This window comes from Pseudogemmobacter sp. TB195 (genome assembly GCF_058313095.1).
The window spans coordinates 128,963-153,893 of record NZ_JBZEGG010000015.1 but is presented as its reverse complement, the minus strand read 5'-3'; the positions used below and the strand labels follow the sequence as shown (position 1 = coordinate 153,893).

At 62.0% G+C, this 24,931-nt stretch carries 21 protein-coding genes, 1 pseudogene and 1 other annotated feature; all 22 genes and pseudogenes read left to right on the top strand.

Features of this window, described 5'->3' with window-relative positions; genetic code table 11:
- Positions 1-91 precede the first annotated feature (91 nt).
- Positions 92-1,209 (top strand): annotated as a pseudogene (locus AC4FS3_RS16445) (IS3 family transposase); the annotation flags it as partial.
- Positions 262-378: a sequence feature (AL1L pseudoknot), on the top strand. (Overlaps the previous pseudogene by 117 nt.)
- A 512-nt stretch (positions 1,210-1,721) precedes the next feature.
- Positions 1,722-2,648, top strand: a complete 927-nt coding sequence (locus AC4FS3_RS16440; protein ID WP_491021453.1) for a LysR family transcriptional regulator — start codon at positions 1,722-1,724, stop codon at positions 2,646-2,648.
- Positions 2,649-2,997: 349 nt separating this feature from the next.
- Positions 2,998-4,629, top strand: a complete 1,632-nt coding sequence (locus tag AC4FS3_RS16435; RefSeq protein WP_491021452.1) for an ABC transporter substrate-binding protein — start codon at positions 2,998-3,000, stop codon at positions 4,627-4,629.
- A gap of 58 nt (positions 4,630-4,687) precedes the next feature.
- Positions 4,688-5,653, top strand: coding sequence for an ABC transporter permease (locus AC4FS3_RS16430; protein ID WP_491021451.1), 966 nt, complete (start codon positions 4,688-4,690; stop codon positions 5,651-5,653).
- A complete protein-coding gene (locus tag AC4FS3_RS16425; protein WP_491021450.1) occupies positions 5,646-6,494 on the top strand; it encodes an ABC transporter permease in 849 nt (282 codons plus the stop codon). Before AC4FS3_RS16430 ends, AC4FS3_RS16425 begins: the two co-directional genes overlap by 8 nt.
- Positions 6,491-8,119 (top strand): dipeptide ABC transporter ATP-binding protein, encoded by a 1,629-nt coding sequence (locus tag AC4FS3_RS16420; RefSeq protein WP_491021449.1) that lies wholly within the window; start codon positions 6,491-6,493, stop codon positions 8,117-8,119. Before AC4FS3_RS16425 ends, AC4FS3_RS16420 begins: the two co-directional genes overlap by 4 nt.
- 14 nt (positions 8,120-8,133) lie before the next feature.
- The gene (locus AC4FS3_RS16415; RefSeq protein WP_283179144.1) at positions 8,134-8,457 is read left to right on the top strand and encodes a 2Fe-2S iron-sulfur cluster-binding protein; all 324 of its coding nucleotides are present in this window, start codon (positions 8,134-8,136) and stop codon (positions 8,455-8,457) included.
- Positions 8,457-9,713, top strand: a complete 1,257-nt coding sequence (locus AC4FS3_RS16410; protein ID WP_491021448.1) for an NAD(P)/FAD-dependent oxidoreductase — start codon at positions 8,457-8,459, stop codon at positions 9,711-9,713. Before AC4FS3_RS16415 ends, AC4FS3_RS16410 begins: the two co-directional genes overlap by 1 nt.
- Before the next feature lie 34 nt (positions 9,714-9,747).
- Positions 9,748-10,839: an amidohydrolase family protein gene (locus tag AC4FS3_RS16405; protein WP_491021447.1), complete on the top strand. Its 1,092-nt coding sequence runs from the start codon at positions 9,748-9,750 to the stop codon at positions 10,837-10,839.
- A complete protein-coding gene (locus AC4FS3_RS16400) occupies positions 10,836-11,939 on the top strand; it encodes an amidohydrolase family protein (protein WP_491021446.1) in 1,104 nt (367 codons plus the stop codon). Before AC4FS3_RS16405 ends, AC4FS3_RS16400 begins: the two co-directional genes overlap by 4 nt.
- Entirely contained in the window at positions 11,936-12,352 is a 417-nt protein-coding gene (locus AC4FS3_RS16395; RefSeq protein ID WP_283179148.1) for a Rieske (2Fe-2S) protein, read from the top strand. The genes AC4FS3_RS16400 and AC4FS3_RS16395 overlap by 4 nt, the downstream gene beginning before the upstream one ends.
- 408 nt (positions 12,353-12,760) lie before the next feature.
- Positions 12,761-13,087, top strand: coding sequence for a non-heme iron oxygenase ferredoxin subunit (locus tag AC4FS3_RS16390; protein WP_283179149.1), 327 nt, complete (start codon positions 12,761-12,763; stop codon positions 13,085-13,087).
- A gap of 64 nt (positions 13,088-13,151) precedes the next feature.
- On the top strand, positions 13,152-14,456 hold the full coding sequence (locus AC4FS3_RS16385; RefSeq protein ID WP_491021445.1) for a sugar ABC transporter substrate-binding protein: 1,305 nt from the start codon (positions 13,152-13,154) through the stop codon (positions 14,454-14,456).
- Positions 14,457-14,586: 130 nt separating this feature from the next.
- Positions 14,587-15,546, top strand: a complete 960-nt coding sequence (locus tag AC4FS3_RS16380; RefSeq protein WP_491021444.1) for an ABC transporter permease — start codon at positions 14,587-14,589, stop codon at positions 15,544-15,546.
- On the top strand, positions 15,543-16,562 hold the full coding sequence (locus AC4FS3_RS16375; RefSeq protein ID WP_491021443.1) for an ABC transporter permease: 1,020 nt from the start codon (positions 15,543-15,545) through the stop codon (positions 16,560-16,562). The genes AC4FS3_RS16380 and AC4FS3_RS16375 overlap by 4 nt, the downstream gene beginning before the upstream one ends.
- 28 nt (positions 16,563-16,590) lie before the next feature.
- Entirely contained in the window at positions 16,591-18,138 is a 1,548-nt protein-coding gene (locus AC4FS3_RS16370; protein ID WP_491021442.1) for a xylulokinase, read from the top strand.
- A gap of 2 nt (positions 18,139-18,140) precedes the next feature.
- On the top strand, positions 18,141-19,634 hold the full coding sequence (locus tag AC4FS3_RS16365) for a sugar ABC transporter ATP-binding protein (RefSeq protein ID WP_491021441.1): 1,494 nt from the start codon (positions 18,141-18,143) through the stop codon (positions 19,632-19,634).
- A gap of 121 nt (positions 19,635-19,755) precedes the next feature.
- Positions 19,756-20,745, top strand: coding sequence for a fatty acid desaturase (locus AC4FS3_RS16360; RefSeq protein ID WP_092903036.1), 990 nt, complete (start codon positions 19,756-19,758; stop codon positions 20,743-20,745).
- Entirely contained in the window at positions 20,742-21,977 is a 1,236-nt protein-coding gene (locus tag AC4FS3_RS16355) for an NAD(P)/FAD-dependent oxidoreductase (protein WP_491021440.1), read from the top strand. Before AC4FS3_RS16360 ends, AC4FS3_RS16355 begins: the two co-directional genes overlap by 4 nt.
- Before the next feature lie 33 nt (positions 21,978-22,010).
- Positions 22,011-23,117 (top strand): alcohol dehydrogenase catalytic domain-containing protein, encoded by a 1,107-nt coding sequence (locus AC4FS3_RS16350; RefSeq protein WP_491021457.1) that lies wholly within the window; start codon positions 22,011-22,013, stop codon positions 23,115-23,117.
- A gap of 3 nt (positions 23,118-23,120) precedes the next feature.
- Positions 23,121-23,975: an alpha/beta hydrolase gene (locus AC4FS3_RS16345; protein ID WP_491021439.1), complete on the top strand. Its 855-nt coding sequence runs from the start codon at positions 23,121-23,123 to the stop codon at positions 23,973-23,975.
- Positions 23,954-24,928, top strand: a complete 975-nt coding sequence (locus AC4FS3_RS16340) for a LysR substrate-binding domain-containing protein (RefSeq protein WP_491021438.1) — start codon at positions 23,954-23,956, stop codon at positions 24,926-24,928. Before AC4FS3_RS16345 ends, AC4FS3_RS16340 begins: the two co-directional genes overlap by 22 nt.
- Positions 24,929-24,931: the final 3 nt, after the last annotated feature.

Genomic DNA, 24,931 nt, shown 5'->3' with positions numbered 1-24,931 from the left:
AGCCCTCGGCTGGAAATCACCCGTGGCCTTCGAACAATGGGCCGCCTAACATGAGCATCTCACCGGAACAGAACCGGTGCAGGTCCAGACCGCTGCGAAGATCGGCTGTGCGCCCCAAACGCTGAACGATTGGGTCAAGAAGGCCGAGATCGACAGCGGCAAGCGACCGGGCGTTTCGAGCGAGATGTCGGACCGCATGAAGGCCCTGGAACGCGAGAACCGCGAGCTGCGCCAGGCGAACGAGATCCTTCGCAAGGCATCAGCTTATTTTGCGATGGCGGAGCTCGACCGCCGGTCGAAGTGATGGTGGGCTTCATCGATGCCCATCGGGGCCGCCACGGGGTCGAGCCGATCTGCAGTCTTCTGCCGCTTGCTCCGTCCACCTATTATGACCATCTGGCGAAGCGATCCGATCCTTGTCGCTTGTCGGGTCGGGCACTCCGGGTCGCAGCACTGAAGCCAGAGATACAGCGCGTTTTGGAAGAGAACTATCAGGTCTATGGGGTGCGCAAAGTCTGGAGGCAACTGCGCCGCGAAGGCTTTGACGTCGCCCGCTGCACTGTCCGTAGGTTGATGAGGACTATGGGTATTCAAGGCATTATCAGAGGCAAGCCGCACAAGACGACGATCCCGGACAAAAAGCAGCCTTGTCCAATGGACAAGGTGAACCGCCAGTTCCGGGTGCCCGCCCCGAACATGTTGTGGGTCAGCGACTTCACATACGTCTCAACCTGGAGAGGCTTTGCCTACGTTGCTTTCGTAATCGACGCCTATGCCAGAAAGATCGTCGGCTGGCGTGTCAGCACCACGGCCCATGCCGGGTTCGTTCTCGATGCCCTGGAGCAAGCGGTCCATGACAGACGTCCGGCAAAAGGTATGGGGCTGGTTCACCACAGCGACAGGGGATCGCAATATCTGTCCATTCGCTACAGTGAACGACCGGCAGAAGCCGGGATCGAGCCCTCTGTCGGCAGCGTTGGCGACAGCTATGACAATGCTCTGGCAGAGACGATCAATGGCCTGTTCAAGGCCGAGGTCATTCACCGGCGTGGTCCGTGGCCGAACTTCGAAGACGTGGAATATGCCACGCTGGAATGGGTCGACTGGCTCAAGAACCGCCGCCTGCTCGAGCCAATCTGGAACATGCCGCCGACCGAGGCCGGGGCGAACTTCTATGCAGCTCTGAAAACTGAATCCATGGCCGAGTAACTAACACTAATCAGACTCCGGCAAACCCGGGTCGGTTCAAATTTGCTCTTGTCAGACCCATGACGTTTTCGAAGATGAAGGCTTGCGGGCGGGCTTCCAGTGGCGAGATTCTCGCTTCCGTCGTAGACGGTGAAGTCAACGTAGCGCAGGTCGCCTTCAGTCAACGTCCAGTCTTCGCCACTCTTTGACAACGTGGATTGGTACGGCGGGACGGTAGCGCAACACCATTTTTTGCACCATACAACTGCCCTTGGTCTGCAGCCGGCCTCAGCCATGCCGACGCCAGGGCCGCTGGCCCAACTGAAAAGTTCCAGTGGCAACCCCGACATGCTGATGCTCTTCCAGTCTGTCCCATATTTTGCAACATCCGACCGAAGCGTTCAGGAACCGTTATCCTTGACCAGTCTGTTGCTCGACTTTGCCGCATTGCTCCGGCCTCTGCCCTGCAGCAGGCAGGTTGACATGACACTGGCGGTACCGTGTATTGCGCCAAAATCTCCGGGGGCAACTCTATGGATCGCAGACGCCTGCCCCTTAACGCGCTTCGCGCCTTCGAGGAAGTCGCTCTTCAGGGCAGCTTCCGCGCCGCCGCCGACAGTCTGAACGTGGCCCAAAGCTCGTTGTCACGCCATGTTGCCACGCTCGAACATGCGGCGGGAGTGTCTTTGTTCGAACGCCATCCCCGCGGCATAGAATTGACCCCTGCGGCGGAAAAGCTGCTGAGTTCGGTGCGCAAGTCCTTTGACCGGCTGAGCCTGACGCTCGACGAGATTGGGGCCCAGAGCACCGAATTGCGCGTGTTGAGCGTCTACTTCGCCCCGAGTTTCGCGAGCCTTCTGGCGGTATCGGCGCTTAAGGATTTCAGGCAGCTCTGCCCGGGGATCACGCTGGATATCAGTTGCCTGACGCTGCCACAGCATCAGAACAACCCGCCCGATGCAGCCGTCATCTACTCCCGCCCGATCATCAGCGATAAGGTGATCAATCTGCTCTGGCAGGTAGAAAGCACGCTGATCTGTCATCCTGACCTGGTGAGCGACGGCCCGCTGGACAGCGCCGAAGCCCTGGATGCCTTTCTTGGCCGCAACGAACTTTTGCACGTCCGCGTCGATGACGGTGACCGCTTTTCGCTCTGGAAGCAGTTTGCCGGCGTGCACGGGCTGCGCGGCCCTGTCGCGCGTGGACTGACCTTTGACACAGCCGAGCTGGCGATCCGCTATGCGCAGAACGGCAATGGGATTGCACTGCTGGACCCGACGCCGTTTCAGCCGGAAATCGTTGCGGGAAATCTGATCTGTCCCTCGCCGCTGCGTCTGACACCGGGCTACGGATACTACCTCGTCTGTGATGCCGAAGCGCTTGAGGATACAGCCGTTGTGCTGTTCAGGAACTGGCTGATCCAGCAATTCTGCAAGTCTGACCGGGTAGCAGGTCTCTGAGCGGAACCAGGCTGCGGCTCGTCTGAACCAACACCCGCTGCCACATCGCCGCCAGATCTGCCGCCCGCGGGGCGGAGATATCAGCTCCTGATGTTGACGTACTGCGCCCCTACCCGGCCGCCCGGGGGAATATGGCAGGCCCGCGCATGCCTGAAATGAATGTAGTATATTGTTTTAAAAAACTTAAATCTGATGTGCTTTTTATAGATGCCCCGATCTCATTACTCTGCTTGTGGCTGCGCAAATGTTGCACCTAGGTTGCAGCAATAAGCGGTGCCGCTGCAGCCATCCCCGTTTTTGCAGCGGCAACCGACCCCAATTCAAAAAACAATTCGCCAACAGGAACGTCATGACCATTCTCAAAATGAACAGCGGAAAACCCCTTCACCCGGAAGTGGAAGATCTGTGTCAGAAATATACGAACAATGGCCTCGACCGGCGGGCCTTCCTGCGCACGATGTCCTGGCTCGGAGTCTCGGCGGCTTCTGCGGCGGCCTTTACCGGGATCGCCGGCGGGGTGGCACGCGCTGATGAGGCAAAGCTGCCGGTGGCGGGCGGCGAATTGCGCTTTGGGATGACGGTGCAGGAAATCACCGACCCGATGCTGACCAGCTGGACAGAGGCATCAAACCTCTTCCGCAACAGCCTTGAATACCTGACCTATGTTGACAGCGAGAATGTCACGCATCCCTATCTGGCCAAAAGCTGGACGCCGTCAGATGATCTGAAAACCTGGGATTTCGAGCTGGATGAGCGCGCAAAATGGTCAAATGGCGATGCATTCACCGCCGATGATGTGGTGTTCAACATCGCACGCTGGATCGCGCCGGAGTCGCAATCCTCGAATAAAACCGCCTTTTCGGCAATCGAAAAAGTCGAAAAGACCGGTGAGCACTCGCTGCGCCTGACGCTGTCACGCGGCGTCGTTTCGCTGCCGGAACAGCTTTACGCCTATAACTGCCCGATGCTGCATCGGGACTTTGAAAAAGACGGTGCCAACTGGCCGGCAAACCCGGTCGGCACCGGCCCCTTCGCGCTGAAAACCTATGAAGTCAGCCGTCAGGCGGTCTTTGAAAAGCGCGCCGATTACTGGGGAGAGCCCGCCTATCTTGACCGTATCACCTATGTTGATGTCGGCGCCGATGTGACCACGCAGCTTGCGGCGCTGGCCAGCGATCAGATCGATGTGATCTTCAGGGCCGCAATCACCGATGTCGATATCATCTCCAAACTTCCCGGCGTCCGGTTGCTGCGGTCTGAACCCGCGCATACCATCGTGATGCGGATGAAGACCGATGAGAAACCTTTCGACGATATCAGGGTGCGCCAGGCGGTGCAGCTTGCCGCCGACAATGATCAGATGCTGGCAATTGCCTATCGTGGCGAAGGCGTGGTGGGCGGCAATTATCATGTCTCGCCCAAGCATCCCGATCATTTCCCGCTGCCCTCCATTGCGCGTGATGTCGAAAAGGCGCGGGCACTGCTGGCCGATGCCGGCTACCCGGACGGCATCGATCTGGAGCTGGTGCTGGGCAATACCCAGGGCAAATGGGAACAGGATACCGCCCAGGTTCTGCAGCAAAATCTGGCAGAGGCCGGGATCCGGCTGACGCTGAATGTCCTGCCCTCGACGCAATACTGGCCGGTCTGGAACAAGGTGCCTTTTGGCCTGACCTATTGGGCGCACCGGCCTTTGGGGGTGATGACGCTCAATCTTGCGTATCGCAGCGGCGGCGCGTGGAATGAGAGTGCTTTTGCCAGCCCCGAATTTGATGCCGCGCTCGACAGGGCCATGACGATCATCGACCCGGTTGAGCGCGCGGCCGCCATGCAGGAGGTCCAGACCATTCTGCGCGATGCCGCTGTTATCGTGCAGCCCTTCTGGCCCAAGGAGTTCTCGGCCTGCACCGAGCGGGTGCAGGATTATGATTTCCACCCCTCGCATTACTACCGGATGGACCGGGTCTGGGTCACCTCCTGAGACCACCATGCCCGCATCAGACGCAATGATCTGAACCTCCGGAAAGAACAGGACGCGAATGACCGCTTTTTTACTCCGCAAGCTCGGCTGGGCTGCGGCAACAATGCTGACCGTCTCGATACTGGTTTACCTCGCGCTTGAGGTGAATGTCGAAGATGTCGCCGCCAAGGTGCTGGGGCAGTTCTCGACCGAAGAACAGCGGGAGGCCTGGCTTTTGGCCAATGGCTATCGTGACCCGCTTGTGCTGCGCTATGGCCGCTGGCTTGTCGCGTTCCTGACCGGTGACTGGGGCCTCTCCAGTCACTTCCGGGCCCCGGTGATCGAGATCATTCCGGCAAGGCTGGGCGCCTCGCTGCTGCTGGGCGCCTGTGCCCTGCTGGTGATGGTCCCGACCGCACTGCTGCTGGGGGTGCTTGCCGGCATGCGGCCCAATTCGGTGATGGACCGCGTTGTTTCGGTATTTGCGATCCTCTCGACCTCGGTGCCCGATTTCGCCTCGGCGGCACTGCTCTCGGCCATCTTTGTGTTCTGGCTTGGGGTATTGCCCGGCACCAGCACCATGCTGACCGGATTTTCCCTCAGCGAGCTGGTGCTGCCGGTCACCGTTCTGGCGCTTTACTCGACCGGTTATCTTGCGCGCATCACCCGCGCCGCAATGGCCGAGGTCATGGCCTCGCATTATGTGCGCACCGCCCGGCTGAAAGGCGCGGGCACCTTCCGGATCGTGTTTCACCATGCGCTGCGCAATGCGCTGATCGTCCCTGCCACCGTGGTGATGATGCAGGTGCCCTGGCTGCTTTCGGGCGTGATCGTGGTCGAGGTTTTTTTTGCCTATAAAGGCTTCGGCTCGCTTCTCTATGATGCGGCGCTGAACAGCGATATCTATCTGATCGAGGCCTGCGCCATGGTCAGCGTCGTGGTTGTCGTGCTGTCGCAGATCCTTTCTGACCTCGCCTATGTCGGGCTCAATCCGCGCATCAGCCTTTCTGGCGCTGCACGCAGCGGGGGGGTGACAGATGTCTGACAGCAAACTCAAAGCCTATCTCTGCCACCCTATGGTGCTGATCGGGGGCGGCATCTCGCTCGCCTGGCTGCTCATCGCCCTGCTGGCGCCGCTGATCGCCCCCTATGATCCGCTGCGCATGCTGAAGCCGCTGGCGCAGCCGCTGACCCCGGATCCGGCTGGCGGGATGTTCTGGCTGGGCACCGATCTCGTGGGACGCGATATCCTGTCGCGGCTGATCTACGGCGCCCGCACCGTGGTGGTCTATGCAACGCTTGCCACCCTGACCGCCTATGCTGTGGGGATCAGTGCCGGACTTGCCGCAGGCTATCAGCGCGGTCGCACCGATATGGTCCTGTCTTTCATCGCCAATGTCGTGCTCTCGTTCCCGGTTCTTGTGCTTTACATCCTGATCATCGTGGTCATCGGTCCCTCGCCGCTCAACATCATCCTCGCGGTGACATTTGCCAGCGCCCCGGCGATCTTTCGTATCGTGCGCGCGATCAGTCTCGATATCTCCAGCCGCGATTTCGTCGCCGCTGCCCGAACCCAGGGCGAAAGCCCCTGGCGGATCATGCTGGTGGATATCCTGCCCAATGCCACCGGCCCGCTTGCTGTCGATTTCTGCCTGCGGATCGGCTATACGGCGATCAAACTGGGGACCCTCGGGTTTCTCGGGCTTGGCCTGCCGCCCCCGACACCGGACTGGGGCTCGATGGTCAATGAAGGCCGCGCGATGGCGATGGCATTTCCCTATCTTATCATCTTTCCATGCCTCGCGATCTCTTCGCTGATGCTTGGTCTCAGCCTGCTGGCCGATGGTCTGAAAGACGTATCCGGCCGGATGGAGCGCCAGTCATGACCGATCCTGTCAATCCCGGCGACACCACAGCCCCCCGTCCGGTTCTGAGGCTTGAAAACCTCAGCATCAGCCTGCCAAAGGGCGCAGACCGCGCGCTCGCGGTCTCGGACGCCAGTCTTGAGCTGCACCCGGGCGAGATCCTCTGCCTTGTCGGGGAATCCGGCTCCGGCAAATCGGTCCTTTCCGCCGCCGTGATGGGGGCGGTGCCGCGTGGTCTTGACGTTGTGGCGGGGCATATCCTGCTGAATGGCACCGATCTGACCGGGCTGAGCGAGTCACAGCTGCGGCAAATGCGCGGCCGCGATATCGCGATGATCTTTCAGGAGCCGATGTCCTCGCTCAACCCGGCAATGACCGTCGGGGAACAGATCGAGGAAGTCTTTCTGCTGCATTCAGATTTTGACGCAGCCGAACGCCGCAAGCGCGCCCGTGCCCTGATCGAGGCAATACATCTGCCGGATCCCGACCGCATCCTTGCCTCATTCCCGCATTGCCTGTCCGGCGGCCAGTGTCAGCGGGTGGTGATTGCGATGGCCCTGGCGCTTAACCCCAAAGTGCTGGTCGCCGATGAGCCGACCACCGCACTTGATGTGACCACACAGGCGCAGGTGCTGAAACTGATCCGCGAATTGCGCGACGTCTATAACCACGGGATCCTCTTTATCACCCATGATTTCGGCGTGGTTGCCGATATCGCGGATCGTATCGCCGTGATGAAAGACGGGGTGATCGTCGAATTTGGCCCGGCGCGCGCTGTGCTGGAGGCGGCAAGCCATCCCTATACGCGCAGTCTGATTGCCGCGATCCCGGGGCTGGCGCCGCGCCTGCGCCCGGCGCCGGAACGCAGCCAGATCGCGCTGAAAGCCGCCGGGCTCTGCCACAGCTTCGGGGCCATGCGCGCGCTTGATGAGATCAGCCTTACCCTGTTTCGCGGTACCGTGCTCTCGGTTGTCGGAGAATCCGGCTCGGGCAAATCCACGCTGGCAAAGGCGCTGATCCGCCTTATCGAACCAAAAGCGGGCCGGGTCGAGGTCGGCGGCACCGACATCCTTGCGCTGCCCCCGCGTGATCTGGCGCAGTGCCGGCGCCGCATCCAGATGATCTTTCAGGATCCTTTCGAATCCCTCAACCCCCGACGGCGGGTCGGTGATATGATCGCGCGGGCGGCCATTCTCGCCGGCACGCCACCGCGTGAGGCGCGCGGCGTTGCCGAAGAGCTTCTGACCCTCGTGGGCCTGCAACCCTCGACTTACACGCGGCGTCCGGCGGCCTTTTCCGGCGGGCAGCGGCAAAGGATCGGTATTGCCCGGGCGCTGGCGATGCGGCCCGATGTTCTGATCGCCGATGAAAGCCTCTCGGCGCTGGATGTATCGGTGCAGGCGAAGGTGCTGGACCTGCTGCGCGATCTCCAGGTCCGGCTGGATCTGGCGATTCTCTTCATCACCCATGATCTGCGTGTCGCGGCCCAGATCAGCGATGACATCATCGTCATGCAAAAGGGCCGCATCGTCGAGCAGGGGCGGGCCGCCGCGATCCTCAGCGATCCGCAGCATCCCTATACAAGGGAGCTGCTGGCGGCAGCGCCGGGTCGCACCACGCTAAGCACTCTTTCTGCCGCAAACTGACCCCCAGGACCGAAATGCTCAATATTACCTTCATTCAGCCCGATGGAAGCCGCCGCGAGATCGAAGCCATGCCGCATGAAAGTGCGATGGAGGCGGCGATGCGGCATGATGTCGGGGGGATCGTGGCGGAATGCGGCGGCTCCTGCATGTGTGCCACCTGCCATGTCTATGTCGATGCAGCCTTTCTCGGCATCGCCGGTGCTGCCGGTGATATGGAACAGGGTATGCTGGAAATGGCGGCGGCAGAGCTGCGGCCCGAAAGCCGGCTGGCCTGTCAGCTGATCATGGCGCCTGAAATGGACGGGCTGATCCTGCATGTCGCGGAAAGGCAGATCTGATGACAGCCGGGACGATCATCATCGGCGCCGGTCATGCCGGCATTCAGGCCGCCGCAAGCCTGCGGCTCGAAGGCTATGACGGGCCCATCCGGGTGATGACCGATGAAAGCAGCCTGCCCTATCACAAGCCACCGCTGTCAAAGGCCTTTCTGAAGCAGCCCGAGCCCCGGCCCCAGCTTTTGCGGGCGGAAAGCTTCTATAGTTCAAATAAGATCACGCTGAAGCGTGATGTCCGTGTCGCAGAGATCCGGCCCGATGCGCATCGGATACGGCTGCGCTGCGGCCGGGAAGAGGCCTATGACAAGCTGATCCTTGCCACCGGCGCCCGCCCTCGCCTGCTCGTATTGCCGGAAGGTTCCGGCCTTCAGGACGCGCAGATCGCAGCGTTGCGCACGCTTGCCGATGCCGAAGCACTGCGTGCGCAGATCGCCGCCAGCCGCAGCCTCGTGATTGTCGGGGCCGGGTTCATCGGGCTGGAACTGGCGGCTACCCTGGTCGCTCTGGGCAAGACCGTCACTGTGACCGAAATGTCCGACCGGGTGCTGGGCCGGGTCGTGGCACCGGCGGTTTCGTTCCATATCCTGGAAACGCTGCGGGCCGCAGGCGTGACCATCCATCTGAACTCGGGCCTGAGCATGATCGGCCCGGGGCGCGGGCATCGTCACGAAGTGCATCTCACGGGCGGGGAAAGGATCGGGGCCGATCTGATCCTGAGCAGCATCGGGGTCGAGCCTGATACCGGACTTGCCCACGCGGCGGGTCTGCGCTGTGACAACGGCATCCTGGTGGACGGGCTGATGCAGACCTCTGACCCCGACATCCTCGCGATTGGTGACTGCGCCCGATTTCCGCACCAGTCCAGCGGCCGGCTGCTGCGGCTGGAATCGGTTCAGGCGGCGACCGATCAGGCCAAAACCGCCGCCGCAACCCTTTGCGGGCGCGCAGCGCCCTATGCGGCCCTGCCATGGTTCTGGTCGGATATCGGCGATCAGAAACTGCAGATGGCAGGCCTTTCGGCCGGGGCTGACCAGCAGCTTCTGCTCTGCTCCGGCCAGGATGGCGCGTTTTCCGTCTGCCACTTCGCGGGCCGCCGGCTGCTGGCGGTCGACTCGGTCAACCGGCCTGCCGACCATCTTCTCGCGCGCAAGATGCTGAACGCGGGCTTCTCGCCACGCCCCGAAGATATCGCCGCAAACCGCCTCACAGAGGCCTTTGCCGCCTGGCAAAGCACGCCGGCCATATCGGCAGATCAGTAGACATTTCGGAAATACGAAAGAGAGTTCGACGCTCATGACTGAGGTTCACCCCCCGGCAAAGCCGCTTACGCCTGAAAGCGTGGATTGTGATGTTCATCATCCCAACCCGACCACCGCCGATCTGCTGCCCTATCTGCCCGAGGTCTGGCAGGATCTGATAACGGCGCGGGGAATTCTGCAATTCGACAGCATCGCCTATCCGAACAATGCCCCCCTGACCTGCCGCCCGGACTGGCGCGACAGCACGGGCGGGCTGCGCAATGATGCCGCGCGGCTTGGCGCGACTGTACTGGGAGAATTCGGGGCCGGAACCGCAATCCTGAACAATCTCTGCGGTGTGCATATGGTCTATGACACCGATATGGCGATTGCCCTGACCCGCGCCATCAACGACTGGACTCGCGCTGAATGGCTGGACCGCCATCCCGGACTGCGCGCCTCGATGCTGATCCCGCTGCAGGACATGGAGGCAGCTGAGGCTGAAATCGAGCGTTGTGCCGCCGATCCGCGCTTTGTGCAGATCCTGCTGCCGGCGGCAGCGCATGTACCCTATGGCAACCGCTCGTTCCGGCCGCTCTACCGCGCTGCCGTCCGTCACCGGCTGCCGGTGGGCATCCATGCCGGCAGCGCCTATCATCATCCGGTGACCTCGGTCGGCTGGCCGAATACGGTGATCGAGGATTACGCCGCCCAGGCGCAGATCCTGCAATCGCAACTGGCAAGCCTGGTCTCAGAAGGCGTTTTTACCGAATTCCCCGCGCTCAGAGTGGTGTTTCTGGAATCCGGCGTGAGCTGGCTTCCGGCCTTCATGTGGCGATTTGGGAAATTCTGGAAGGGCCTGCGCTTTGAGACGCCCTGGGTCGACCGGCTGCCCGCTGAAATCATCCGCGACCATATCCGCTTTACCACCCAGCCTTTCGATGCGCCGGATGATCCGGACATCCTCGCCCGGCTTATCGACCAGATCGGCTCGGATCAGGTCCTGCTCTATGCCTCGGACTATCCGCACTGGCAGTTCGACGGCAGTAACCCGCTGCCGAAATCCTTCGATGCGGCGCTGATCCGCAAGATCGCTTTGGAAAATCCCCTTGCCACCTATCCCCGCCTTTCGGAGAAAAGCTCATGACCGCGCCGGCTGGAATTACGACAAAAGATCAGGCCGTTGTGCAGAAGGTGATCGACTGCGACGTGCATCCGAAATTGTCATCGGCTGAGGATCTGAAGCCGTTTCTCAGTGCCGAATGGGGGGCGCATCTCTCCACCTATGGGCTGCGTTACCGTATGGGTTATCAGGACGGCAATCCGTTTCCCAAGGCGGCGCCTGCCTCATCGCGCCGCGACACCTGGCCCGAACAGGGGCTGCCCGGGTCTGATGTCGGGCTGCTGCAAAGCCAGCTGCTCGATCTTTACAATATGGAATTCGGCATCATGAATCCGCTCTGGCCCACTGGCCAGGGGGTGCTGGGCGATGCCTTCTCCGCCGCGCTCTGCCGTGCAACCAATCTGTGGCAGCTGGACCTTTACAACCGTCCCGAGCCGCGGCTGAAATGCTCGATCTGCGTGCCTTATGAGAATGGGGATCTGGCCCGCAAGGAGATCGAGCATTACGCCGGGGATCAGCGTTTTGCCCAGGTTCTTCTGCTCAGCCGCACGGCGGAACTGCTGGGCCAGCGTCGCTACTGGCCGATCTTTGCCGCAGCCGAAGCGGCGAACCTGCCGGTCGGCATCCATGTGTTTGGCTATTCCGGCCATGCGATCACCCCGACCGGGTGGCCATCCTATTACATGGAAGAAATGACCGAACATGCGCCCTCGGCCCAGGCCATGCTGTCGAGCATGATCTTTGAAGGTCTGTTCGAGGCTTATCCCGGCACAAGAATCGTGCTGCTTGAAGCCGGTTTCGCCTGGCTTCCGGCTCTCGGCTGGCGGCTTGACCGGCTTTGGGAGCGGATGCGCAGTGAGGTCCCGCATGTGAAACGGCCGCCCTCTGAATACCTGCGCCAGCATGTCTGGGTTGCCACCCAGCCGATGGAAGAGCCAGAAAACCGGCGCCAGCTGGTCGATGTGCTCGACTGGATCGGACATGACCGGGTTGTTTTCTCATCGGATTATCCGCATTGGGATTTCGATGACCCCCGCTTCTCGCTGCCGCCGCATCTGAGCCCGGAGCTGAAACGTGCCATTCTTTATGAGAATGCAAAATCCCTCTACGGAGCGCGCGGATGACACGGTTCAGGGTTGGCACAACCGACTGCATTGCTGAAGGCGGCCGTCTGAAGATCGAAATCAATGGCAGGCCAGTGGTGATCTTCAATGTCGAAGGGCGCTTCTATGCCCTCTCGGATCGCTGTCCGCATCAGGGCGGGCCGCTGTCCGGCGGCGATCAGATTGGCGAGCTGCGGGCAGAGCGGGTGGGCGAGCATCAGTATTGCCGGCGCAATATGACGGTGCGCTGCCCCTGGCATCACTGGGAATTCGATATCGAGACCGGCCGCTCACGGATTGACCCCGCCCGACTGAAAGTGCGCTCGTTTGAGACGGCGGTGGAGAGCGGCCCGGACTGCGATGAGAATGAGGTGCCCAACGCGACCACCTATCAGACAGTTGCGGATCAGGGCGTGCTTTACGTGATCATGTAAACAGTCGCGCGCAGTCAGAGATCCGCCGCAGCGGAGATTGCGCGCGTCATCTCAAACGCGCACCGGCACGGGCGGCCCCCTGAACCATAAATCTGCGGATGGTCAGCCCGTGCTCCGGTCATACCTGGTGCAACAGCACAGCGCTGCCTGGCTTGCGCTCTTGCTCGGCAACTGCACAGTCCCACAGAACGGCCCACAGAACTGCCCGCAGTACAGCCTGACTGCCAGCGACGTATATCGTATCATCAGCATCCGGGGGGCAAACCCCTGTCACGGGTGATCTCAGCAGTCTGCCACTCCCACTCGCCCAGAGCCTTCCTGCACTTTCTGCAATGGCGGCATTTGATAAATGAATTATGCGCCCTGGCATCCCTGCGGCTACGGAAAGGTGTAAGTAGGGAGTAGATTATGACAGGCACTACGACTGGCACCTGGGTCATTGCGGTTTCTGTTGCCGAGCTGGATGACGGCGACGCAATGCGTTTCGATCACGAGGGCCGCTGTGTTGCGGTCTATAATGCTGGCGGCACGTTTTACGCTTCGGCCGGCATTTGCAGCCATGAACATGCCTTCATGTCAGAGGGCTATCTCGATGGTCATATCATCGAATGCCCCCTGCATCAGGCGCTGTTTGATATCCGTACCGGTGCCAACCTGTCACCTCCTGCGACGAAATCCCTGCAGACCTATCCGACCCGGGTGGAAAACGGCCAGGTGATGGTTCTGCTGGGCTGATGAGGCACGGTGCTGCGTCGGAGGAGACGCGCAGCGCCGCAAAGAAAAATCAAGGGAGGAACGAATGAAACTGACACGCCGCAGCGTGCTTGGCAGCGCATTGGCATCGACGGCTCTTGCAGTCATACCCACCGGAATTCTGCCGCATCTCGCGCAGGCTCAGACTGGCGGGGGGGTGCACAGCGTCCTGAACGCCCTGATCGCGCAATATGCAGCGGCCGCCGCCGAAGGGATGAAGAACGCCTCTGTCGCCGCGCTTTATGACCGCGACGCTTTCGCCGATTACCTCGACGTCTATCCGGTGGCCGATCTGGTCGATGGCTTTGACTGGAAGCCGGGCATGGGCGCAACCTTTACCGGCCCCTATAGCAAGCTCGAGATCAAGGCCCCCTTCACCGATTACATTCCGCTTCCCGAGGGGCCGGTGCTGGACCCGGCGAAGACCTATAAGATCGGCTTCGTCTTCCACGGCTTCAACCATCCCTGGCTGATTGCGCTTGCAGATACCGCAGCCTGGGAGGCGGCGCGTCACCCGAATATCGAGATCGAAGTCGTCGATGCAGAATTCGATGACAACAAGATGGGCCAGATCATTGATACCTGGGTGACGCGCCAGTTTGACGGGATCGTCCTCTGGCCCTCGCGCGAGGCGCCGATGGGGCCGCCGGTGGATCGTGCCATTGATGCCGGCATTCCGGTGGTCAGCGTTGACCGTCGCACCTCGTCGCAGAAGATCAGCTCGGAAGTTCTGGGGAATTTCTACGCGAATGGTCTGCAACAGGGGCTTTATCTCAAGCATTCCGGCCAGACCGGCAAGATCATCCTCAACCGCAAGGATCTGGGCAGCACCGCCGATTCCATCCGCACCGGCGCATTCCTCCAGGTGATCGGCCAGGAAGAAGGCTTTGAGATTGCGGGGAATTACCACACCAACAGCCAGCGTTCGCTTGCGTTCCAGTCAACCGTGGATGCGCTTCAGGCGATCCGCGATGTTGCGGTCAGCTTCAATACCGGCGGCGAAGAGGCAATGGGCGCACTCGATGCGATCCGCGAAGGCAACCGGCTCGATTCCGCGCCTGACGGCAAGCGTATCGCCATCCTCGCCAATGATGATGCGAAAGAGGTGCTGCATGAGGTGGAACAGGGCAATATCGCCATGGTTTCCCCCTACACACCGCTGATCGGTGATATCGGGATCCGGACGGTCCTTCTGCATATCGGGGCGAATGAGGGGCTGAATGATGCGCCGCCGCGCCTGGTGCTGACCCCGAACCTGCCGATGATCACCCGTGAAAAGATGACCATCGAAGGGGTCGAAACCATGACGCCGGCCGAATGGCCCTATGCTTACGGTCCCGCCGTCGCCTGAGCGGCCACGGATCCGACGGTTTGCTTCCGGCTGGCTTTGCCATCCGGAAGCTGCCGGTTTCCTCCGCAGCCCTTGCCAACGGAGCCTTCCCTTGTCTGACATTCAGAAAACTCACAGCCCCGCAGTTTTTATGCGGGCCGGGCCCCGTCTTGCCCGGGCCTTCGGGAGCGGTGGCGGTGACCTGAGCCGCCTTTTCGTGCTGATCGCGCTGCTGGTGACTGGCGCGCTGCTGTTTCCCGGATTTGCCAGCCCCGGCAATGCAATGGTGATCCTGACCTCGGTTGCCGGGGTCGGGATCCTGGCCCTTGGCATGACCATGGTGATCATCACCGGCGAAATTGACCTTTCTGTCGCGGGGATTGCGGTGCTTTCGACCGTGATCGGCGGCGTCCTGCTGCCGGGGGGCTCTCCGGTCATGGTGATCGGGGCGGTTCTGCTGACCGGGCTCGTCCTCGGACTGATCAACGGGATCCTCGTGGCCGCGCTGCGGCTGTCCTCACTGATCGTGACCCTGGCCACTATGGGGATCGCCAGCGCGCTGGCAAATATCATCTCACGCGGGCAGGCAAGCTACCCGAATGCGATGCCGGAATTCCTCTGGTTCGGACGCGGCGCGCTCGCCGGTCTGCCGGTGCCGGTTGCCCTCTTCCTGCTGGCGGCGGCTGTCGCACTCGTACTGACCGGATCGGCCAGCTTCGGGCGCAGGCTTTATGCCACCGGCGGCAATGCACGGGCCGCGGAACTGTCCGGTGTTCAGACCTGGAAAGTCCGGCTGACGGTTTTCGCCTTGTCAGGCCTTGCGGCAGCGCTGGTCGGCCTGATCGAAAGCGCGCGTCTGGGTTATATCAACCCTGCCGGTTTTGTGGGGCTGGAGCTGAAGGTTCTGGCGGTCGCGGTCCTTGGCGGAGCAGCACTTTCCGGCGGTGTCGGCTCGGTCCGGGGGGCGGTTCTTGCCACGCTGATCATCGGCTGCATCAACAATCTGCTGAACCAGGCCGGGGTCAGTTTCTACATGCAGCAGGTGGTGACCGGGCTGGTGATCCTTGCGGTCGTGGCCCCCGGATTCAGCAAAAGGATTGATGTGCGATGAGCATTGCAACAACGCCCCGCCACAGGGGGCCTGCGATCATACCACAGCTGATCGGCAACCCGCTTTTGTGGCTGCTGGTGCTGATCCTGGCCCTGGGCCTGATGACCAGCCCGGTCTTCCTCAGCGGCAATAATATCGCCAATGTCCTGCGCAATGCCGCAGTGGTCGGGCTGCTGGCCACCGGTTTTTCGGTGGTGCTGCTGACCGGGCGGATCGATCTGTCGATTGCCTCGGTCATGGTCTTTTCGGTGATTGCAGGTGTGCTGCTGACAACCGAAGCCGGGCGATATCTCGGATTTCGCTGGATGGTGCGCGGCAATACATTTGCCGGTCCGGAAGCGCTGGCCATCGGTCTTTGCTTGGCAAGCGGGGCGCTGCTCGGGCTGCTGAACGGGCTTGGCTCCGTCGGGCTGAAGATCACCTCTTTCATCTTCACCCTGATCACCATGACCGCGCTGCGCGGCGTCAGCTATCTGATCACCAATGGCGCGCCGGTCTATTACTCTGAAGGGCTGATGCGTTGGCTGGGCGAGGCCGTGTTCTTTGGCCTGCCGGTGGGCTTCATTCTGTTCCTTGCCATGGCGGTTCTGCTGCATCTGACCCTCAGCGGAACGGTTTTCGGCCGCAGGCTGATGGCCATAGGCGGCAATGAAAAAGCCGCGCGTTACAGCGGCATCAATACCGGTCTGATCGTGATTGTGGCCTTTGTGATCAGCGGATTTTGCGCGGCACTGGCGGGTGTGCTGTTCACTGCCCGGCTGATGTCGGTCGAGCCGGCCCTGGCGCAGGGCTATGAGCTGATCGCCATCACCATCGCCGTCATCGGCGGGATCAGCCTCGCGGGCGGCACCGGGTCGATCCCGAATGTCCTGCTCTCGGCGGTGACATTTTCGGCGGGGCTCAATCTGCTCGCGATCTGGGGGATCGCGACATGGTATCAGAACCTTGCCATTGGCATAGCCCTGATCGCAACCGTGATCCTGACGCGGGTGCTGAACAAGGCAAAACCGTCCTGAGCGGCGGAGATAACGGGAGGAGACAGCAATGAACGGACATCTGACGCTTGGCGTCGATATCGGCACGACCAATGTCAAGGCATCCATGCTTGACACCCAGAGCGGCAAGATCGTCGCTTTCGGCTCACAGGAACATCCGCTTTTTCACCCGCGCCCGGGCTGGGCCGAGCAGGAGGCCGATAATTACTGGTCGGCTGTAGTCTCGGCGATCCGGCAATGCCTGGAACAGGGAAATTTCGCAGACCGGATCGCAGGGGTCGCGATCTCGGGTCTGGTTGGCGTCACCCTGCCCGTGAATGACAAGGGCCAGCCACTGCGCCCGGCGATGATCTGGATGGACAGCCGGTCAGAGGCCGAATGCGACGACATCCGCCGCCGCGTGGGCGAAAGCGAGATCAACCGTATCAACGGCAATCGCGTGGCGCCCTGGTTCATCGACCCAAAAGCGCTTTGGATGGCGAAACATGAGCCGCATATCTTTGCGGCCACGCATAAATTCCTCTCGCCCTCGGGCTATTGCACCTTCCGCATGTCGGGCGCCTTTACCATGAACACAGGCGATGCGGGTCTCTGCTATGCCTATGAATATCAGAAAGCCGCCTGGAATGCCAAAGCCGCCGAGGCGATCGGCATTCCGATCGAGAAACTGCCCCGTCTTTACCAAAGCCATGAGGTGGTCGGCGAAGTGACGCGCCGCGCCGCCGAGGAAACCGGTCTGCGGGCGGGAACCCCGGTCGCGGCGGGCGGCACCGATATCAGCTCTGCGGCGCTTGGGGTCGGGGTGACGCGGCCCGGTCAGGCCTTCTATTCGATGGGGACCGGATCAAACCTCGGGGTCATCATTCCGACCGAACAGCGACTGGATGAATTCCGCGTCCTGAAATGGCCGCATGTGCTGCCGGGGCTGACGATGTTCGATGCGCCGATGGCCTTTACCGGCGCCTCGCTGAAATGGTTCCGCGATCAGTGGGGCGACAGTGAATGGCAGCTGGCCGAGCGGATGGGCGAGAATGTCTTCGACCTCTTTACCGCCCAGGCCCGGCATGTGCCGCCCGGCGCGAACGGGCTTTTGTATCTGCCCTATCTGGGCAATTCGCTTGCCCCGAACTGGAACAGCAATGCGACAGGCGTTTTCTTCGGTGTGCGTCCGACCACCGGCCGCGCCGATATGATCCGTGCCCTGATCGAGGGTGTGGCCTTTGATCTGCTGTCGAACTTCCGCATCGCCACCGAGGCCGGGGCCGAGATCGACACGCTGGTGCTGAACGGCGGCCCGACCAAAAGCCGGTTCTGGAACCAGATCACCGCCAATGTGGTCAACCGCCCGCTGCAGGTGCCGGATATCGGCGAGGCTGCGCCCGTAGGCGATGCGGTTCTGGCAGCGGTTGCCGCCGGGATCTACCCCGATCCGGTCACGCCCCTCGCCGATATCGTCCGCATCCGCGAGACCATCGACCCCGACCCCGCCGCCCATGAACGCTATATGGAGTTCTTCTCGATCTGGCAGGAGGTGTACCAGAACCTGCGCCCGACCATGGACCGCCATCGCGGCCTCATGGAACGGCTGGAGGGCTGAGCATGGATATGTCTGCGCCCTTGCTGGAACTGCGCGGGATCGGCAAGTCCTTTCCCGGCGTGCGTGCGCTCCATGATGTCAGCCTTGATCTGCGGGCGGGCGAGGTCCATGCGCTGCTTGGCGAGAACGGCGCAGGCAAATCGACACTGCTCTCATGTATGAACGGGTTGTTGCGCCCGGATGAGGGCAAGATCCTGATCGCAGGCCGCGAGGTGCAGTTCGCGCGCCCTGCGGCCGCGATTGCGGCACGGCTGGCTATGGTTCACCAGGAGCTGGTGCTGTGCGGCAATCTGAGCGTGGCTCAGAATATCTGGCTGGGCCGTGAAATCCGGCGGGGCGGCGGCAGGATCGACCGCGCCGCAACCCGGGACCGCACCCGCGAATTGCTGGCCATGGTCGGACTGGATCTGGATCCGGACTGTATCCTGGGCACTCTGGGACTGGCCGAACAGCAGATCGTCGAAATCTGCAAGGCGCTGGCCAGCGATCCGCGCATCATCGTGCTGGATGAACCAACCGCCTCTCTGGATGACGACCAGGTGCAGCGCCTGCTTGGGGTGGTGCGCCGCCTCAGAGATCGCGGGCTGGGCATCATCTATGTCTCGCATCGTCTGAACGAGGTGCTGGAGCTTGCCGACCGCATGACCGTGCTGCGCGACGGGCGTCATGTCGTCACCCGTGACCTGAACGGTATGACCGAAGAAGGGATCGTCTCATACATGGTTGGCACCAACCGCGCGGGTGACGGGTTCGCCTGGTCAGCGCGACCGATCGGCGCCCCGGTGCTGGAGGTCGAGCGCGCCGTAACACGCGGCAGGCTGAAAGATGTCTCATTGCGGGTCCATGCCGGCGAAATCGTCGGGGTCGCGGGACTTCTGGGCTGCCACCGCGAGGAACTGGCCCAGGCGATTTTCGGCACTGTGCCGTTGCAAAGCGGGGCGATCCGCATTGACGGCAACAGCCCCCGCCTCACCTCGCCTATGGCGGCGATCCGGGCGGGCGTGGCCTATATGCCGGCGGACCGCAAGGAACAGGGGCTCGTCCTGGGCATGTCGGTCGGCGAGAATATCACCATGACCGAACTTGACCGCCTGTCGCGGCTCGGCCTGATCCGGCGCAGTGCGGCGCGACGGATGAGCCTTGATCTGATGCGCCGTCTTGGCATCCGCGCCAGCGGACCGGGTCAGCGCGCGGGGCAGCTTTCGGGCGGCAATCAGCAAAAGATCGTCATCGCGAAATGGATGACGAAGCCCGGCCGCGTGGTGATCGCCGAAGATCCCACGCGCGGTGTCGATATTGGCGCGAAAAGTGAGATCTGGGGTGCCCTGCGCAGCCTGGCCGAAGACGGGCGCGGGCTGCTGGTCATGACAACCGAGTTGCAGGAAATGATGCAGGTCTGCGACCGCATTATTGTGATGAGCCGCGGTCGCATCACCGGCGAATTCACCCGCGATGCCTTTGATGTGGAACGGATCACGGCCTGCTTCTTCTCGTGAAACATGCCGGGCAGATGCCCGTTCGGGGTGAAAGCAATAACCTCATGCAGAACATGAATTTAACGCCTGAAAGCCGGACCTGTAGCCTGACAGAGGCTTAGTCTGAGAGGAGGATTCTCGAATGGATGGAAACGGCTCTGCCAGCTATGCTGGCATTGGCGGGATCGGCAGCAATGTCTGGCCGCTCACTGGCGCGGAAATGATTTCGCGCAGCAAACTCAAAGAGTTGCGGGCACGCAGCAATGGGCCGGGACTGGTCAATCTTGCGGTGCATATCTCGGCGCTGGCGGTAACCGGTTTTCTGGTCTGGCTGGCCTCGGGCAATCTCTGGTTGCAGATCCCGGCCATGGTGCTTTACGGCACGATCATCGTGCTGACTTTTGCGCCTCTGCATGAATGTTCGCATGGCACGGCCTTCAGATCGCGCTGGCTGAACTACCTCGTCGGCATCGCCATCGCGACGGCGACGCTCAGGCCCTTCCTTTATTTCAAATACCGCCATGCCGCGCATCACACCTATACGCAGCATGATGATCTCGACCCCGATATCGTGCCTTTCCCCACTTCGCTGCGCGAGTATTTCCGTCTGGTACTGGGCGCGTCTTTCTGGCCGAAACTGCTGGGCACTTTGTGGCGCGGCGCGACCGGGCGCTATAATGAGGAAGAGAAAAGCTTCCTGCCCGAAAGCGTGCGCGGCCGTGTTTCGCTGGAAATCCGGCTGGATGTTCTGCTTTACATCACGATTGCCGCGGCCTCGGTCTATTACGGCAGCATGATTGCGCTGACCTACTGGCTGATCCCGCGCTTTCTGGGTGAGCCCGTTCTGCGCGCCATCCGCATGGCCGAACATACCGGCGCCGAGGAAAGCCCGGACTTGCTGGCAAATACCCGCACCACGCTGGCCAATCCGATCTTCCGCAAGCTCTACTGGAACATGCCCTTCCATGCCGAACATCACCTGGCATCCTCGGTCCCGTTCCATGCGCTTGGCCAGTTGCATGACCATGTGCAGCCGCATCTGAAACATGTCAGCCGGGGCTATATCCAGGTCCATCGCGAGATCCTGGCCGAGGTGCTGCGCCTTCAGCGCGAGAAAAGGCAAGCACGATGAGCATGGATGCGGGCCGGATTGCCGCAACTGCCAGAATTGTCGTCATCGGGTCCGGCCATGCGGCCGGGCGGCTGATCGCGCAGCTGAAATCTCTGGGGCACCGGGGTCAGATCGTGCTGATCGGCGAAGAGGCACATCCGCCCTATGAGCGGCCCTGGCTCTCGAAATCGATGCTGACCGAGCCGGTGGAACCAGCGCTGCCCTCTATTCTGCCTGATATTGGGGGCGTGGAGTTCCGCCCTTTGCGTCAGGCGGTCGCGATTGACCGCAATGCGGGGCGGGTGCGGCTGGAGGATGGCAGCGACGAGGCCTATGATATCCTCGTCCTCGCCACCGGTCTGGCCCCACGCCGGCTGGCCCTGTTTGACGGAATGGAAGACCGTGTGCTCTGCCTGCACAAACTGGACGAGGCGCGCGCATTGCGTGCCCGTCTGGGCCAGGAAACCGGCGCGGGCAGTGTCGCGCTGATCGGGGCAGGTTTTATCGGGCTGGAGGTGGCCTCGTCCGCCCGTCAGCTGGGCTGCGCCGTCGATATCATCGAAAAGGCACCCCTGCCGCTGATGCGTGCGCTGCCAGAGGCTCTTGGCCGCCGGATCGCCGCCTTGCATAAGGCAGAGGGCTCACGCCTGCATCTCGGGACCGGGGTGACTGCCGTCGCAGCAGAGGGCGACGGCGTCCGGCTGAGCCTGGAGAATGGCAGCCATATCTCGGCAAAAACCGTTGTTCTGGGCATGGGCGGCACACCGCGTGACACGCTGGCCCGGGAGGCGGGGCTTGATCTTGCCGACGGGATCCTGACCGACGCGGCTGGCCGCAGCTCTGACCCGCAGATCTTCGCAATCGGCGATGTTGCCCGCCGGCGCTCCGGCACGGCGGAAACGGCCGGCATCAGGCTGGAATCCTGGCGCAATGCCGAAGACAGCGCCATTGCCGCCGCCGCTGCTATCCTTGATGCGCCCCCGCCCCCGCCCCCGGGCGCACCGTCTTTCTGGACCGAGCAGCTGGGCCAGCGCATCCAGTTTATCGGGCAGCCGGTCGCAGATGGCGAGCTCTGGCAGTCGGGTGAGGCCTTCCGCCCCGGCTATGGGGCCTTTCTCATGCGCGACAATTGCCTGCATCAGGCGGTTTTCGTCAATGCCCCCAAGGTCATGCGCGCCGCCCGCGAGGCCTTTCGCCGGGATGGCAGAATTGCCGCCGACACCCTCTCTGCGCTTGGTTTCCGGCGCATCTGATCCCTTCCAGTTCTTTACGGAGACGCAAAGATGATCCGTTCATCCGCAGCGATTTGCACTGCGGCGGGCCGCCCGCTGGAGATTGCCGAAGTCATGGTCGCCCCGCCCCGCGCAGGCGAGGTTCTGGTCGAGATCGACTATACCGGCCTCTGCCATACCGATCTGACTGCGCTTGCAGGCGCGAATGCCACAGCGGTCTATCCGCTGATCCCCGGCCATGAAGGCGCGGGCCGGGTGGTGGAAACCGGCCCGGGCGTCACCGGGCTGAAGCCTGGCGACCATGTCATCCCGCTTTACGGGCCTGAATGCGGTGACTGCGCCATGTGCCGGTCAGAGCGCACCAATCTGTGCTGGACGATCAAACCCACCCGCGATCGTGGCGTGATGCCCGAGGGCAGCGCGCGCTTCAGCCGCGATGGTGAGGTCATCCACCATTTCATGGGCACCTCGACCTTCTCGCGTTATACGGTCGTGCCGGAAATCGCCCTGTGCCGGATCCGTCAGGATGCCCCCCTCAATGAGGTCTGCCTGTTCGGCTGCGGCGTCACCACGGGTGTCGGGGCCGCGCTGTCTGAGGTGCGGCATGGAGACCGTGTTGCGGTTTTCGGGCTGGGCGGTATCGGCATTAATATCATTCAGGGCGCACGGATCGCCGGCGCCAGCCAGATCATCGGCATCGACCTGTCCGCCAGCAAGACCCCCCTCGCCCAGAGCTATGGCATGACCCATTTCATCCGCCCGGAGCCGGGTGGCCGCGACACGGTCACCGAGATCCGCGACCTGACCCAGGGCGGCGTCGACGTGGCGTTTGAATGCACCGGTGTGCTTTCTGTCATGCGCCAGGCCCTCGATGCGGCGGTGCCGGCCTGGGGCAAGGCGGTGCTTCTCGGGGTAGAGCCGCCCGGCTCCACCCTTTCCGTACCGCCGGTCCAGGTGCGTTACGGCAAATCGCTGCTGGGCAGCTATTTCGGCGGCATCAAAGGCCGGAGCGGGCTGGGCGCGCTGATCGACCGCTATATGGCGGGTGAGATCGACCTGAAAGGACAGATCACCCACCGGATGCCCCTCGCCCGGATCAATGAGGGGTTTGATCTGATGCGCGTCGGGGCGTCGGTGCGCTCTGTCGTCAGCCTGGTCTGAGCCATGGCACGCGAAGATGAAGCGGACTGGGTGTTTCGTGACCGCCATCCCGAGCGCGGCGAGGTCTATGCCCGGATGGACAGCGAAAGCGAGCGGGCCTATGCGACGCTGAAAATACAGCGCGGCCTGCACTATGGTGACCATCCGTGTGAGGCGCTCGACCTTTTTCCCGGCCAGCCGGGGGCGCCGCTGGTGGTCTTTTTTCATGGCGGGTACTGGCAGTCTCTCTCGCGCGAACGCTTTGCCTTTGTTGCAGACCCCCTGGTCCGCGCCGGATTCAATGTCGCCCTGCCCGGCTATCCATTGGCGCCAGAGGCTTCGCTGAGCGCAATTGTTTCCGCAGCCAGTATCGCCGTGAAAGCCGCCACAGAGGCCGCAACTGCGGCTGGCCTTGCCCCCTCGGGCTGGATCGCCGCAGGTCATTCTGCGGGGGCACATCTGGCACTGATGACCGCGCTTTCACCGCAATCTGTTCCCTTGCGTGGTGTGGTCGCCATCAGCCCGATCTGTGATCTTGATCCCTTGCGTGGCACCAGCCTCGACAGCGCACTGAAGCTGACCACCGAGGATGTCCGGAGCCTGAGCCCCGCGCGGCTGCCGCTGCCATCCGCCAGGGTTCAGATGATCGTCGGAGCGGATGAAACCGCAGGGTTCCGGGGTCAGACCTTCAGCCACACCGCCCGCATGGTGCAAGCCGGCCATGATTGTTCCTGTCGTGAGCTGCCCGGCCTCAATCACTACACGATTCCCCTTGAGATTCGTCGCCCTTACTCGTCGATCATGGCTGCAGTCATCGAGCTGACCGGAACACCGGCAGGCCAGGGAGGAACAGGACTATGCTTACAAGGGAACGTCTGAATTACATCAACTTCAACCAGCTGCGCTCTTTCTTTGCGGTGGGGCGCGAACTGAGCTTCACCAAAGCGGCGGATCTGCTGTGCATCGGGCAGCCGACGGTCACCACCCAGGTGAAATCGCTTGAAGAGACCTATGGCAGGCAGCTTTTCCTGCGCACCCCTTCAGGGGTCGAACTGACGACAGAGGGCGATGCACTGATGCTGATCGCCCGCCAGATCTTTGCGCTGGAACAACGGGCCCATGCGCTGCTGACCAGCCGGCCCGAGATCGCCGGAAGGCTGCATATCGGGACTGTGGGCCCGTTTTTCGTGATGAAGCTGCTGGCGGGCTACAGTGACAGGTTCCCGCTGGTCCATGTCACGCTGGAAAGCGGCAGCTCGGACCGGATTTACCGTAAGCTGATCGACTACAAGGTGGATGTTGCGATCCTCGGACGCGATTACGCTGATCCCCGGCTTGATGATGTGGCTCTGGGCGAACATGAGGTCATGCTGCTGCTGCCGGTCGCGCATCCCTGGGCACAGCGGCAGAAGATCATGGTCGAAGAGCTGGACGGGGTGCGCATGATCTGGCGCGAAAGCGGCTCCATGACCCGGCGTGCCTTTGAGGGTATTCTCGAAAAGCGCAATGTCCGGCCCTCGGTGGTTATGGAACTTGCGCGGGATTCCATGATCGAGGCCACCGCTGCCGGTCTGGGCATCGGGATTATTTCGCGCACCGAATTCGACAGCGATCCGCGGCTGGTGAGCCTGCCGCTCGCCGGAGAAAAGCCGGTGACCCATTCCTATGCCGCCTGCCTGAAAGAGCGCCGGTCGATCGGGTCGATCGATGCCTTCATGACCATGGCGCGCAGTGCCGCCGACACTGCGCAATCGGCACCGGCCGAGACCAATACAGACCGCCCGCAAGGCAATCTCGTCGACATCAGACGGGCGAAGCAGAAAACAGGATGACAG